The sequence below is a fragment of the Ruegeria sp. YTSC230 genome, from assembly GCF_059609665.1.
In genome coordinates, this window is record NZ_JBXWMC010000007.1 from 239579 (window position 1) to 253113 (window position 13535).

Annotated in this window: 17 protein-coding genes; 12 read left to right on the forward strand and 5 right to left on the reverse strand. The window is 58.0% G+C overall.

The genetic code is table 11. The annotated features are described in order from the left end of the window. The first annotated feature begins 120 nt into the window (after positions 1–120). From AC2FD9_RS15740 to AC2FD9_RS15775, 8 genes are all read left to right on the forward strand, one after another. Positions 121–1056: an aspartate carbamoyltransferase catalytic subunit gene (locus AC2FD9_RS15740; RefSeq protein WP_496698692.1), complete on the forward strand. Its 936-nt coding sequence runs from the start codon at positions 121–123 to the stop codon at positions 1054–1056. Beyond that, on the forward strand, positions 1053–1571 hold the full coding sequence (locus AC2FD9_RS15745) for a hypothetical protein (RefSeq protein WP_496837750.1): 519 nt from the start codon (positions 1053–1055) through the stop codon (positions 1569–1571). The genes AC2FD9_RS15740 and AC2FD9_RS15745 overlap by 4 nt, the downstream gene beginning before the upstream one ends. Continuing rightward, entirely contained in the window at positions 1556–1942 is a 387-nt protein-coding gene (locus AC2FD9_RS15750; RefSeq protein ID WP_282120066.1) for a hypothetical protein, read from the forward strand. The genes AC2FD9_RS15745 and AC2FD9_RS15750 overlap by 16 nt, the downstream gene beginning before the upstream one ends. After that, a complete protein-coding gene (locus tag AC2FD9_RS15755; protein WP_496837752.1) occupies positions 1939–2406 on the forward strand; it encodes a hypothetical protein in 468 nt (155 codons plus the stop codon). The genes AC2FD9_RS15750 and AC2FD9_RS15755 overlap by 4 nt, the downstream gene beginning before the upstream one ends. Continuing rightward, the gene (gene pyrC / locus AC2FD9_RS15760; RefSeq protein ID WP_496837754.1) at positions 2403–3683 is read left to right on the forward strand and encodes a dihydroorotase; all 1281 of its coding nucleotides are present in this window, start codon (positions 2403–2405) and stop codon (positions 3681–3683) included. Before AC2FD9_RS15755 ends, pyrC begins: the two co-directional genes overlap by 4 nt. Beyond that, positions 3683–4288: a glycerol-3-phosphate 1-O-acyltransferase PlsY gene (gene plsY, locus AC2FD9_RS15765; protein ID WP_282120063.1), complete on the forward strand. Its 606-nt coding sequence runs from the start codon at positions 3683–3685 to the stop codon at positions 4286–4288. Before pyrC ends, plsY begins: the two co-directional genes overlap by 1 nt. After that, the gene (locus AC2FD9_RS15770; RefSeq protein WP_496837755.1) at positions 4285–4551 is read left to right on the forward strand and encodes a hypothetical protein; all 267 of its coding nucleotides are present in this window, start codon (positions 4285–4287) and stop codon (positions 4549–4551) included. Before plsY ends, AC2FD9_RS15770 begins: the two co-directional genes overlap by 4 nt. A 195-nt stretch (positions 4552–4746) precedes the next feature. After that, positions 4747–5220: a YHS domain-containing (seleno)protein gene (locus tag AC2FD9_RS15775; RefSeq protein ID WP_058273690.1), complete on the forward strand. Its 474-nt coding sequence runs from the start codon at positions 4747–4749 to the stop codon at positions 5218–5220. Between the two features lie 92 nt (positions 5221–5312). Here AC2FD9_RS15775 and AC2FD9_RS15780 read toward each other — a convergent pair whose 3' ends face one another. Beyond that, positions 5313–6296 (reverse strand): quinone oxidoreductase family protein, encoded by a 984-nt coding sequence (locus tag AC2FD9_RS15780; RefSeq protein ID WP_113792005.1) that lies wholly within the window; start codon positions 6294–6296, stop codon positions 5313–5315. 191 nt (positions 6297–6487) lie between these two features. Here AC2FD9_RS15780 and AC2FD9_RS15785 point away from each other — a divergent pair, with 191 nt between their 5' ends. Next, on the forward strand, positions 6488–7345 hold the full coding sequence (locus tag AC2FD9_RS15785; RefSeq protein ID WP_496837757.1) for a DUF2189 domain-containing protein: 858 nt from the start codon (positions 6488–6490) through the stop codon (positions 7343–7345). A gap of 35 nt (positions 7346–7380) precedes the next feature. Here AC2FD9_RS15785 and AC2FD9_RS15790 read toward each other — a convergent pair whose 3' ends face one another. Further along, positions 7381–8367, reverse strand: a complete 987-nt coding sequence (locus AC2FD9_RS15790) for an NAD(P)H-quinone oxidoreductase (protein WP_496837759.1) — start codon at positions 8365–8367, stop codon at positions 7381–7383. A gap of 55 nt (positions 8368–8422) precedes the next feature. After that, on the reverse strand, positions 8423–9115 hold the full coding sequence (locus AC2FD9_RS15795) for a COQ9 family protein (RefSeq protein WP_496837761.1): 693 nt from the start codon (positions 9113–9115) through the stop codon (positions 8423–8425). A 111-nt stretch (positions 9116–9226) separates the two neighbouring features. On the opposite strand from AC2FD9_RS15795, the gene rpsU reads away from it, so the two are divergent. Both rpsU and AC2FD9_RS15805 read left to right on the forward strand, forming a co-directional pair. Beyond that, positions 9227–9433: a 30S ribosomal protein S21 gene (gene rpsU / locus AC2FD9_RS15800; protein WP_005614280.1), complete on the forward strand. Its 207-nt coding sequence runs from the start codon at positions 9227–9229 to the stop codon at positions 9431–9433. Between the two features lie 293 nt (positions 9434–9726). After that, positions 9727–10899: a CAP domain-containing protein gene (locus AC2FD9_RS15805; protein ID WP_496698674.1), complete on the forward strand. Its 1173-nt coding sequence runs from the start codon at positions 9727–9729 to the stop codon at positions 10897–10899. 60 nt (positions 10900–10959) lie between these two features. Here AC2FD9_RS15805 and ppk2 read toward each other — a convergent pair whose 3' ends face one another. Next, positions 10960–11877 (reverse strand): polyphosphate kinase 2, encoded by a 918-nt coding sequence (gene ppk2 / locus AC2FD9_RS15810; RefSeq protein WP_058273692.1) that lies wholly within the window; start codon positions 11875–11877, stop codon positions 10960–10962. A gap of 289 nt (positions 11878–12166) precedes the next feature. On the opposite strand from ppk2, the gene AC2FD9_RS15815 reads away from it, so the two are divergent. Beyond that, complete coding sequence (locus AC2FD9_RS15815) at positions 12167–13006, forward strand: CPBP family intramembrane glutamic endopeptidase (protein ID WP_496837763.1); 840 nt, start codon at positions 12167–12169, stop codon at positions 13004–13006. 3 nt (positions 13007–13009) lie between these two features. Here AC2FD9_RS15815 and AC2FD9_RS15820 read toward each other — a convergent pair whose 3' ends face one another. Next, on the reverse strand, positions 13010–13468 hold the full coding sequence (locus AC2FD9_RS15820) for an Lrp/AsnC family transcriptional regulator (RefSeq protein WP_058278916.1): 459 nt from the start codon (positions 13466–13468) through the stop codon (positions 13010–13012). Positions 13469–13535: the final 67 nt, after the last annotated feature.

The window sequence follows — 13535 nt, forward strand, 5'->3', positions numbered from 1 at the left end:
CGGCGAACAGTGCCTGCCCGAAGGCGGATGCGAGAAACTGCCCGAGTGAACCGAACCTTAGGTTGCCTTGAGCAGCGCGGCTTCTTATAAGCGGCGCGATTGTCAGACAGGAGCCCGCCAATGCGTTTCGCCCATCGTCACCTTCTTGGCATCGAGCACCTGTCGCAATCCGATATTACTGCCATTCTCGACCTGGCCGAGAAGTATGTCGACATGAACCGCCAGTCGACCAAGCATTCCGACGTGCTGTCAGGGCTGACCCAAATCAACATGTTCTTCGAGAACTCAACCCGCACGCAGGCCAGTTTCGAAATCGCAGGCAAGCGGCTGGGCGCGGATGTGATGAACATGGCGATGCAGGCCAGTTCGATCAAAAAAGGCGAGACGCTGATCGACACAGCGATGACGCTGAATGCGATGCACCCCGATTTGTTGGTGGTGCGCCATCCGCATTCCGGCGCGGTCGACCTGCTGGCGCAGAAGGTGAACTGCGCGGTGCTGAATGCCGGTGACGGCAAACATGAACACCCGACGCAGGCTCTGCTGGACGCACTGACCATTCGCCGCGCCAAAGGTCGCCTGCACCGACTGAATATCGCAATCTGCGGCGACGTCGCCCATTCCCGCGTGGCGCGGTCAAACCTGATCCTGCTGGGCAAAATGGAAAACCGTATTCGTCTGATTGGACCACCGACGCTGCTCCCAAGCCAGTTTGCCGAGTTTGGCGCTGAAATTTACGACGACATGAACGAGGGCCTGAAGGACGTCGACGTCGTGATGATGCTGCGCCTCCAGAAAGAACGGATGGATGGCGGGTTCATCCCCTCGGAACGGGAATACTATCACCGCTATGGTCTGGACGCCGCTAAGTTGTCGCAGGCCAAACCGGACGCCATCGTCATGCATCCTGGCCCAATGAATCGCGGTGTTGAGATTGACGGAACGCTGGCGGACGACATTAACCGGTCCGTTATTCAGGAACAGGTCGAAATGGGCGTCGCCGTTCGCATGGCCGCAATGGAACTGTTGGCCCGCAACCTTGGTGAGGCCGCATGAGTGATCTGAACGTCGCCCCACATGAACACGGCGTCCTGCGCTTGTTTCAGCTGGACATGCGCCCGGAAGAGGCAAAGTTCCTGCGCGAACCCGGTGCGGCAGACCAGATTCTGGGTGTCGAGGGTCTGGATCTGACCCAGATCGACGTATTTCCTGTCTCGGACCTCGAGGAACTGGGTCTTTATGGCTATCTCAACGAAGGGTGCGGTATCCCTAAAGATCAACTGGACCGGGCTGCGCTGGAGAGCATTGAAGGCTGGGTCATGGTCGTACGCAGTGCCGCGTTTCAGGGACGTGCCGCCACTTTGCGACCGGACGCCAAAGTGCACCTGATCGGCCTTTATACAGAAGAGGCAACAAGCTGGACCGGTGGAGCAATTAAAACCGAAAGCGCGGAACCGTTCTCGGCCCGGCAAACGCCACCACAGGACGACAAACCCGGCCGTATTGGGTCGGCCATGCTGGCAGTGGTGGTGCTGGTGGTCATCGGAGGCATCCTGTGGCTGATCCTGTGACCTTCACCCCCGACAAAGGCGCGTATATCCGCACGAATACATGGCTGGCCGCCGGAGCCATGGCGGTCGCGATGATCGTGCTGTGGCTGGTCGGCAACCCCTATGTCTGGACCGGGGCGCCCGCAGGTCTTGCCGCGGTTGCCTTTCGCGCATGGTACCTGGCCTCAGAAGAACTGACCACCACATGGCAGATGACGGACACCACCCTAACCGGCCCTGGCCCGCGCAATGTGGCGCTGAACCAGATACAGGCGGTCAACCTCATGGGCAGCTTTGTCCAGATCGTCACAAAGGGTGGCGACAAACACCTGATCAAATATCAGGCTGATCCCGCCGCCACCAAAGCCGCCATCGAGAGGGCGATTAGATGACAGCCGTAGAAGATTGGGTGCGTTCAAAGATACCTCTCAAAGAAGAGGTTTTGTGGGTCGTTCACCCCGATCAATGCGTGATCCCAAAGCACGCGTCCTTTTTTGGAAGTTGGCTAGCTGCTATTTCTTTAGTGGTTTGGATTCCAGTGCTTTTCTCACTGAAGGTGTCGTGGGAATATCTGCCGCTCTACATCATCCCGATAAGCACAACCGCTTTTTTGTTCATCGATTATTACAATCGCACGCATTGCATCTACGCGATTACAAGAAAATCTGCATGGATCGTCAGGAAGCTTTTGGTTTCAAGGCAATGGCATTCAAAGAGCGTTGAAATCACTCCATCTCTTAATATCAGGCCCGCGCCATTTGGGATCGAACTAAAGCCGTTCTTTTTCTTTGATAGCCTAGAAGACAAAGAAGCCGCTTTGGCGGCATTGCACCAAGCCCAAGAGGCCTCGAAATGACTGCTGTACTTTTCACCAACGCCCGCCTGATCGACCCGGAAACCGGCACCGACAGCCTAGGCTGGCTGCATGTATCCGATGGCCGGATTGCTGCGCGCGGCGAAGGGGCCGCTCCGACGCCGGAGGCGCAGGTCGTCGATTGTGGCGGGCAGTGCCTTGCCCCCGGCATCGTCGATATCGGCGTCAAGGTCTGTGAACCGGGTGAGCGACACAAGGAAAGCTATAAATCTGCCGGTCTGGCCGCTGCGGCCGGAGGCGTGACCACCATCGTGACCCGCCCCGATACCAGCCCCGCGATCGACACGCCCGAAAGTCTGGAGTTCGTCACACGCCGAGCGCAGGCCGACACTCCGGTCAACGTCCTGCCAATGGCCGCGTTGACCAAAGGTCGCGAAGGCCGCGAAATGACTGAGATCGGATTCCTGCAGGATGCCGGTGCCGTCGCCTTTACTGACTGCGATCACGTGATCGCCAACACCAAGGTGTTTTCCCGCGCCCTGACCTATGCCCGGGCCTGTGGCGCGCTGGTCATCGCCCACCCGCAAGAACCCATCCTCAGCAATGGTGCCGCAGCCACCAGTGGTAAATTCGCCGTGCTGCGTGGCTTGCCCGCCGTCTCACCAATGGCCGAGCGGATGGGACTGGACCGCGACATCGCTTTGCTAGAGATGACCGGGGCCACCTATCACGCCGACCAGATCACCACCGCCCGCGCCCTGCCTGCGCTGGAGCGGGCCAAGCGGAATGGGCTGGACATCACGGCAGGTACGTCAATCCACCACCTGACGCTGAATGAACTGGACGTGGCCGACTATCGCACCTTCTTCAAGGTCAAGCCGCCGCTGCGATCCGAGGATGACCGGCAAGCAGTGATCGAAGCGGTGCGGACCGGCCTGATTGATACGATCAGTTCCATGCACACGCCTCAGGATGAGGAAAGCAAACGCCTGCCGTTTGAAGAGGCGGCCTCCGGCGCGGTAGCGCTGGAAACCCTGCTGCCCGCCGCCTTGCGTCTGTATCATGCCGGGCAGTTGGACCTGCCGACACTGTTCCGCGCAATGGCCCTAAACCCGGCGAAAAGATTAGGGCTGGACAGTGGCCGTCTGTCCGAAGGCGCGCCTGCGGATCTGGTGCTGTTTGACCCGGATGTACCCTTTGTGCAGGACCGGTTCTCGCTCAAATCCAAATCTCAGAACACACCGTTTGACGGCCAGCGGATGCAGGGTAAGGTCACCGCAACTTTCGTTGCAGGACAAGAAGTTTACCGGAGACCCTGATGCCGATCATCGACAGCACAATGACCCAGCTGATCCTGTGGGCGGCACTTGGATATCTGATGGGGTCGATCCCGTTTGGCATGGTCCTGGCCAAGGTGATGGGCTTGGGCAATCTGCGCAACATCGGTTCGGGCAATATCGGCGCAACCAATGTTTTGCGGACAGGCAACAAGACCGCCGCTGCCCTGACCCTGATCTTCGACGCCGCAAAAGGCGGGGTTGCCGTTCTGGTGGCACGTGCCCTTGCGGGCGAGGATGCCGCGCAGATTGCAGCGCTGGCCGCACTTTTGGGCCATTGCTTTCCGGTTTGGCTGGGATTTAAGGGCGGCAAAGGGGTCGCCACGTTTCTGGGGATCTGGCTGGCGTTGGACTGGCGCGTCGGTGTAGCCTGTTGTTTGACTTGGTTGGTTGCTGCTGCAGTCTGGCGCATCTCATCCCTTGCGGCACTTGCAGCTGCGGCAACGTCCACTATCTGGGCCCTTCTGCTGACAGGTTCGCAAACGCTGCTACTGGCTGGCGTCCTGACCCTGTTGGTCTATTGGCGTCATAGCGCGAATATTGCCCGCATCAAATCCGGCACTGAACCAAAAATCGGGCAGTCTTGAGCGCCCCGAACGCCTTCCTTACCGCTTTTTTTGCCATCCCCAAGGGGTCGTCGACCGGGCGTGCCCACGGCAGGCGGTATATCGTCAGTCGAACGGAATTTTCAGACGGCAAGTCGCAGAAACTTGTCGCACGCGCACTGGACGGCAGCGACTACATCAGCCTGAACCTTTATCTGACCAAACGCGGATCTCTTCTTCGCCCTTGCGAAATGCCCGCGGAAAAAGTCACCGAATTCGTTTTGGATTTCGCGCCCGATACCTAAGGCCTACCCTGCATTTGTGAACAGTGCCTCTTCGCCCCTGCACATTCACAATTGATTGCTTTGAACGTGATGGGCCGCCTGCCCACTTGGGTTCCGTGACGACCAATTGCGGGTCTCACGGACAAAAAAACTCTTGGGTTGTCTGGGCGCAATTTTCTGCGTCACGTGGCAGCCCCTTCACGAAAGGTGAAAACAATGAACAAGTTCAAATCTCTTATCGGCGGCGTCGCGCTGTCTGTTGCCATCGCAAGCTCGGCTCTGGCCGCTGGTGTTGAACTGAACGCAAGCTCGACCGGTCTGGCCATGCAGGGCTATGATCCGGTTGCCTACTTCACCGCTGGCGAGCCGACCAAAGGTGACTACCGCATCACCACACTGCACAACGACGCGATGTATCGCTTTGCCAATGAAGAAAACAAAGCCGCGTTCGAAGAAAACCCCGAGGCCTACCTGCCTGCATATGGCGGCTATTGCGCATTCGGCGCTGCGATGGGCTTCAAGTTTGACGGTGACCCGACCTACTGGAAGATCGTCGACAACAAGCTGTACCTGAACCTGTCGCAAGACATCCAGCAGCGCTGGGAAGGTGACATCCCTGGTTTTGTCGAACAAGCCAGCGCCAATTGGGAAACCATCGCGGACAAAACACCGGCGGAACTGCAGCAATAATTTCTGACACTCCCCAAATAGGCGGCGGCAGAGTATTCTGCCGCCGCTTTTCGTTTCAAGATCAAACACCAACGAGCCAGGCTCAGCCCGTCTTACGGCTCCAGAACCGTGCTGCCTGTGGTCTGACGCGCTTCAAGCACCCGGTGCGCCTCGGCCACCTGATCCAACGGGAACCGCTGATCGATGTGGATTTTGACCTCGCCGCCCTCAACCTTGCCGAACAGCCGCCGTGCCATTGCCTGACAGACGGAAGGGTCGGCGATATGGGTAAACAGGGTGGGTCGGGTGATTTTCAAGGAACCTTTCTTGCCCAAAATACCGATATCCATCAACGGGACCGGACCTGAGGCATTGCCGAATGAGATCATCATTCCCAAGGGTTTCAGGCAGTCCAGCGAGCCATTGAACGTGTCCGCGCCGATGGAATCCATGACCACATCCACACCTTTGCCGCCGGTGATTTCGGCCACACGTTCGGCAAAGTTCTCGGTCCGGTAGTTGATGCAATGCGCAGCCCCGTTGAACTGCGCGAGGCTGCATTTTTCGTCTGTTCCGGCTGTTCCGATCAGGGTGATGCCCTCGGACTTGGCCCATTGGCAGGCAATCAGACCAACGCCACCGGCGGCCGCGTGAAACAGAACCGTGTCACCCCGTTTCAAAGGCGTTGTCCGGTGAAACAGATACTCGACCGTCATCCCCTTGAGCATCATCGCCGCAGCCGCGTCAAAAGAAATCCCTTCGGACAACGGACACACCTGCGCCGCTGGCATCACGCGCGCCTCACAATAGGCCCCGGCGGGAGCTGCGGCATAGGCTGCGCGCTGGCCCGGTTTCAGATGGGTAACACCTTCGCCAACAGCCTCAATCACACCTGCCGCTTCCATGCCCAGCGCGTGCGGTAAATCCATCGGGTACAACCCGGTGCGCTGATAGACATCAATGAAGTTCAGTCCACAGGCCCGGTGGCGGATGCGAACCTCGCCGGGTCCGGGATCGCCCAAGGGCCGGTCTTCGATCTTTAGAACTTCGGGACCGCCGTGTTCATGAATGACGACGGTTCTTGCCGTTTGCTGCATGCTGACCTCCTGTTGCCTGACGCCAAGCTAACACGCCTGTGAAACAGGGCAATTGGTAGGTTTTCACTGCCGCGCAACCACAACGGGAAAATCTGTGCTATACTAAGGTCTGAGCGTTGCCGGCTGGTCCGGCCAAAGGCAACCACCGCCGGATTCAACCCGTTGCGCACTGGCAAAGGGAGGGGATCAAGATGGCCAAAACAATAGGAAATCCGATCAGTTGGGCCGCCCGAAACATCGGCGCGACCGGCGATCATATTACCGAAAGCGTGCACCACATCGGCAGCGCGGACACTCGGCATCTGCCGCAGGTGCAAACACTGACGATGCAAGACCTGAAGGCCTGTTTGCAGGCCGGGTACAATGATTTTCTGGAAACACGGGCGGATGCGATTTTCATCATACTGGTTTACCCGATCGCAGGTCTGCTGATGTTCGGGTTCGGCCTTAATCGCAACATGGTTCCCCTTCTGGCACCGCTGATAATGGGTTTCGCACTAGTCGGTCCGATAGCAGCCGTGGGCCTTTACGAAATCAGTCGCAAACGCGAGCAAGGCGGCGAGGTGCGTTGGCTGGACGCCTTGGGCGTCTTCCGGTCCCCGTCCTTCGGTGCAATTCTGGCCTTGGGGTTCTATCTGGTCATGCTTCTGCTGATTTGGCTGATGGTCGCGCAGAGCATCTATGTGCATACGCTTGGGCCTGATCTGCCCACCTCACTTGGGGCTTTCGTGACTCAGGTGTTCACCACGGGCGCAGGCTGGTCCATGATCATTTTCGGCAATGCGATCGGGTTTCTATTCGCGCTGGTCGCATTGGCCATGAGCGTCGTCAGCTTTCCATTGCTGTTGGACCGTCCTGTCGGACTGCCCGTGGCGGTCGTGACGTCGGTCCGGGTGTTGCGGCATAACCCCGGTGTCATTTTGGCATGGGGGTTCATCGTAGCGGCCCTGTTGATCATCGGAGCCATCCCGATGCTGCTGGGGCTGATCGTTGTCATGCCAGTCCTGGGCCATGCAACCTGGCATCTTTACCGCCGTGCAGTGGTCTGATCGGAAAAAGCGCGGGATAGACCCGCGCCTGAACTTTAACCGGCGACTTTGAGGACAATCTTGCCGATGTGACCCGAGCTTTCCATCCGCGCATGGGCGGCTGCCGCCTCCGCCAAATCGAACTCACTGTCCATGACGGGGGCCACCTTCCCAGCCTCCAGCAATGGCCAGACAGCCTCGCGCAAATCCTGCGCAATCTTCGCCTTTGCCAGATCACTTTGAGGGCGCAAAGTACTGCCAGTCAGGGTCAGGCGTTTGACCATCATCATCGCAAAGTTCAATTCGACCTTCGGACCTTGCAGGAAGGCGATCTGAACCAGACGCCCATCCTCGGCCAAGGCCTTAACGTTGCGCGGGATATAGTCGCCACCAACCATGTCGAGGATCAGGTTCGCCCCACCCTCAGCCCGCATGACGCCCACGAAGTCCACATCCCGGTAATTGATCGCCTTCTCGGCCCCGAGGTTCACACAGGCCTCGCATTTCTCAGCAGATCCAGCGGTTGCAAACACCCGCGCACCAAACGCGTTCGCCAGCTGGATCGCTGTTGTGCCAATGCCGCTGGACCCGCCATGCACCAGAAAACGCTCACCTGCCTTCAGACCGCCGCGCGTGAAAACGTTGGACCACACAGTAAAGAAGGTTTCGGGCAGGCACGCGGCCTCTTTCATCCCCATTCCTGAAGGAACTGGCAGACAATGCGCAGCGGGTGTGGCCACATATTCCGCATATCCGCCACCGGGCAGCAAGGCACAGACCTGATCGCCGATGACCAGACCCTCGACCCCGGCACCAACGGCAACAACCTCGCCCGATGCCTCAAGCCCCGGCAAATCGCTGGCACCCTGAGGCGGATCATAGGCCCCGGCACGCTGCAGCGCATCCGGGCGGTTCACACCCGCATAGGCCACTTTCAGGATCACCTGTCCGGCTTGTGGTTCCGGCACCGGGCGTTCCGTCAGTTGCAGAACATCCGGACCACCGGGTTTGGTGATTTCGACAGCGCGCATCATCTGGGTCATGGGCAAATCTCCTTTGCCCAATGCCTAGCAGGCAATTTCTGGAAGGCCCAGACGCTTACTTGCGCGGGTTCAACATACCCGGCAAATCAGCCCGTATCTTTGTCGGCGCTTTTACCTGACCGGCCAACCAGTTCGGCACCGCCAAAAACGGTTTGAACAACGGGTTGTCATTCACCTGCGCCTTGATCTTTTCGAACTGCATGACGTTGTCTATCCGCCGATCCAGAAACTCCCAGGTTTTCTGGTGATCGGGGGAACCATCGCCCAGCCAGAACAGCAGGGTCGAGGAATAGACGCCCGACAACGTCGCCCGTTTCGTGTACCAGTTCACGTCTTCCGAGGAATCGCCCAGCGTGTCCCAGATCAGATCGCAGGTCTGCCACAAGGCTTTTGCCCCATCGGCTGCGTGGGTGGGCAGCGAAAACAACGTCATACCCCGGCGAACAAGCTCTTTGTCCGGAACCGCCTCAAGCCGGAACCGAACTGCAGCGGCGATTCGCTCGCGGAACTTCAACTCACTCAGGTCCGAGGACTTCAGCCGATCCTCCATCGCCGCGTCGCCGCGCGCGTGAAAGGCCAGCGCCAGATCAACCGCGCCACGGGGACAAATCGCGCGCGCCAGCGTGTCATCCATATCGCAATCCAAGATAGCTGCACGAAAGCTGGCTTCGGACCAGCCGTCAAACGGCACATGGATCAAAATCGCGTCCAACAATTGCTGCTTGGTGTCTTCATATGTGGTGGTCATGGCGGTTCTCCGGTTCTGGGGACCAGTACTAGACAAGATAGAACGGCTTTGCTATACGGCCAATTCCTGCAATTTCCTTGCAACTCTATCTAGAAAGGTGGTGACAACCACATGCAGGTTAGTGTTCGCGACAATAACGTCGATCAGGCGCTTCGTGCCCTGAAGAAAAAGCTGCAGCGCGAAGGCGTGTTCCGCGAAATGAAGCTTAAGCAACATTTCGAGAAACCGTCCGAGAAAAAAGCGCGCGAGAAAGCTGAAGCGATCCGCCGTGCCCGTAAACTGGCACGTAAGAAAGCACAGCGCGAAGGTTTGCTCTAAAACCTCGCTCGTCCAGCTTTGGATGACACTATTTGACGACCCCCGAGGCATCGCCCGGGGGTTTGTCGTTTTTAGGGTCGGATGATTTATGCCGACTCGGGCCGCCCACGCGCGACAAGCTGCCATTTCCCTCTCAGCAACATTTTGCCCGGCATTTTGCAGCGCAGCGAATCCCGTGGCGGTAGCACTGACCCGCCAAAACTCGCCTCTGAACACGCCATCCCTATGAAGGCCGTATCGAGCCTTTGTAACTGGCGCCGTCTACCACGACAAAAAACCAATCGGAGGCAAAAATGTCGACTGCAAGTAGTATCGAACAAGAAATGCTGGCGCTGATTAACCAAGAGCGCACATCCCGCGGGCTGGACCCCCTACAGCTTGAAACGCGGCTGAACGACTCGTCCGAGGATCACAGCGAATGGATGCTGGAAACGGACAGGTTCAGCCACACCGGCTCGGGTGGTTCCAGCGCCACGCAGCGGATGGAAATGGCCGGATTCGACTTCTCGGGCAACTGGCGGTCGGGTGAAAACATCGCCTGGCAATCCGAGCGCGGCGCGCCAGGCATCAGCGATGACGTCGCGCAGCTTCATCAGAACCTGATGAACAGCCCCGGTCACCGCGCCAATATTCTGAACCCGGATTTCAAATATATCGGAATCGGCATTGAAACCGGCGACATGCAGGGTTTCGACGCTGTGATGGTGACGCAGAACTTTGCTGCCACCCAGGGTGAAGTCATGCTCGACAACGGCTCTGCCACTCCGCCGGCGCCGACGCCACCGGTTGAAGAAACCCCGCAGCCCGAAGAGCCGGTTGCCGAAGTGCCAGAACCCGAGGTTACCGAGCCTGAGGAACCCGTAGCCGAAACGCCGGATACCGACACCGAGGAACCGGCACCAGAAACGCCTGACACCGATGTCACCGAGACCGAAGAACCGGAGCCCGAAACGCCCGACACCGACGTCACCGAGACCGAAGAACCAGAACCAGAAACGCCCGACACTGACGTCACCGAGACCGAAGAGCCGGAGCCTGAAACGCCCGACACCGACGTCACCGAGACCGAAGAGCCGGAACCTGAAACGCCCGACACCGACGTCACCGAGACCGAAGAGCCGGAGCCTGAAACGCCCGACACCGACGTCACCGAGACCGAAGAGCCGGAGCCTGAAACACCTGGAACCGAAGAACCGGAAGAAGTCGCCTGTTTTGACGTTCAGGAGTTTCTTGCCGAGATCCGGGCATTCGTCCAATCGATTCAGGCGCAGTTCGACCAGTTTGATTGGAACGACACAGACTATGCCGATGCGGAACCCGAAACCGACGATTTCGATATGGTGATGACCGGCGGTGACAATCCTGTCGACGATGTTGAAACTTGCTCTGATATGACCGGCGACAATTCAGGTGATGTCTTTGTGTTCAACTATTATGATTTCGACTGCATGATGGACGCCGCTTAACGGATACTACGGTGCGGGGCGGGGGCGACCCTGCCTCGCACCAAATTCCACTTCAACAGTTCAATAGACCTTTGGAACATACAGATCGTCCGGCAGAATCCGGCGTTCATATTCCGGGTTGTACTTTCGATCCGGCAGATCGACCTTTTCCTGCGGCACATCCGAATACGGGATCTTGGTCAGCAGGTGTTCAATACAATTCAGGCGCTCGCGCTTTTTGTCATTGCCTTCGACGATGTACCAGGGCGCTTCGGGAATGTTCGTGCGGAACAACATATCCTCTTTGGCCTTGGTATAGGATTCCCACCGAATGCGCGATTCCAGATCCATCGGGGACAGCTTCCACTGTTTCATCGGATCGTGAATGCGCATCAGGAATCTCAACTGCTGTTCTTCGTCGGTGATCGAGAACCAATATTTCAGCAGGATGATCCCCGACCGCACCAGCATCCGTTCGAATTCGGGAACGTCCTGAAAGAACTGTTCGACCTGATCTTCACTGGCAAAACCCATGACCCGTTCGACGCCCGCACGGTTGTACCAGGACCGGTCGAACAGAACGATTTCGCCAGCTGCGGGCAGATGCGGCACGTAGCGTTGGAAATACCACTGGCTTTGTTCCCTGCGACTGGGTGCGGGCAACGCAACCACACGCGCAACACGCGGGTTCAGGCGCTGGGTAATCCGCTTGATTACCCCCCCTTTACCGGCACTGTCGCGACCTTCGAACAGGATGCACACTTTGGCGCCAGTGTGTTGAACCCAATCCTGAACCCTGATCAGTTCGGCCTGCAATCGCAGCAGGTTTTGGAAATAGACCTTGCGGTCCAGCATGTCCGGATGCTGTTCCTTATAGATCTTGCGAACTTCCATCGACAGCATCGGCTCGCTGAATTCGATTTCGAAATCTTCGTCCAGCGTGTCTTCGAGCTCGGCTTCCAGCCAGTCTTTTGGGGCGTCATTGTGTTGGTAAGCCAAGATCTGCTCCTTATCAGTCAACGGGTTCCGACCATACCCAGAGAGTGTGACCGCCTGATGTCATCAGATATAATTGATGAACGCTCCGCGCCGGTTCAATATCAAATTGGTGCGGGGCCGTAAAACAGGCAGACGTTCGGTCATTCCTATAATTGAACCGACCTGCGCCTAGATACAAGCGTCCGATTTGACGCAACGCCGGCAGTTAGGCAAAGGCTGATCCTTGCACGGCCTTGCCATTTGGGGTTGTCCGACGGCATCAATACGCACCTGAATACATGAGAGAGCCGTGGCGCATTTTGTATCCCTTCTGCCATTGATATGGCCCTGGTCCATACTGATCGCCGGCATGGTCAGTGCGGCCTCGGGCCGGCGGCAACTTGGCCTGACGCTGCTGTTGGTGTTTGGTCTTGCGGCCCTCGCCATGGGGCTGGTCACGCCTTTGGCTGTCGGAATTGTTGCTGCCGGATTGCTGGGGGCTGCGGCCCTGAACCATCTTACGGGCACCGGCGCGGCGGTTGGCCACGTCATGTTGATCGGCTGGTGTCTTGCATTGGGCGCGCATCTGGTGCCCGGATTTCAAAACCTGATGGTACTGGACCGGGTCTACGCCGGACCGGACAGTTCGACGTTTTCAATGTACTTGAATCTGGACAAGCCAATGGTGCTGTTCGCGGTCCTGCTGGCCTGGCCGGGAATGACCGATTCAGCGAGACCTGTCCGGAGAACACCGTTGCTGGTGGGCCTTGCGACCTTGCCCGCCCTCTTCGCCGTTGGACTGGCCGCGCAGGCCATCCGGCCAGAGGTCAGCCTGCCACCTTGGTGGATTGTGTTCGCGCTCTCGAATCTGTTTCTGACCTGCCTGACGGAAGAGGCTTTTTTCCGCGGGTACCTGCAGTCGCTAATTGCTTCCAAACTTGGTGCAGCACTTGGTGTGACTCTGGGCAGCTTTATGTTCGGTCTGGCGCATTTTGCAGGGGGTCCGGCCCTGGTCGCATATGCCGCGATTCTTGGCGCGGCCTGTGGTTTGGGATTTTATGCGACCGGTCGGTTGTGGGTACCCATTCTCATGCATTTCGGCTTCAATGCCGTGCATCTGATCCTGTTCACCTACCCGACCCCAGCCTGACGGTCACACCGGTAAGGCCGTCGTCTTGAACACAGTGCGCAAAGCAAATGAGCTTTGCATTTGCGCCACGCCGGGCAAGCGCGACAGGTACTGACGGTGAATTCGGGCGAAATCCTCGGTGTTCTCGGCGACAACCTTCAGAATATAGTCCGCCGTCCCCGCCATAAGATGACACTCCAGCACATCCGGAATGCGCGCCACCGCTTTTTCGAACGCGTCCAGAAGCTCTTCGGCTTGCCCTTGCAAGGTGATCTCAACAAACACGGTGGTCGGGACGTTCATCTTGCGTGCGTCCAGCAACGCCACATAGTTTCGAATGTACCCTTCGGCCTCAAGCCGTTGGACCCGCCGGTGACATGCCGACGGCGACAGATTCACCTGATCTGACAACTCGGCATTCGACATCCTGCCGTTTCTCTGCAGGGCGGCCAGAATCTTTCTATCGGTCGTATCGAGGCTCATACGCGCAAGTCCTTTGCAAGAAATTTCAATAATACCGAAGATTCTCGCAAAGAAAACCCGAATGACG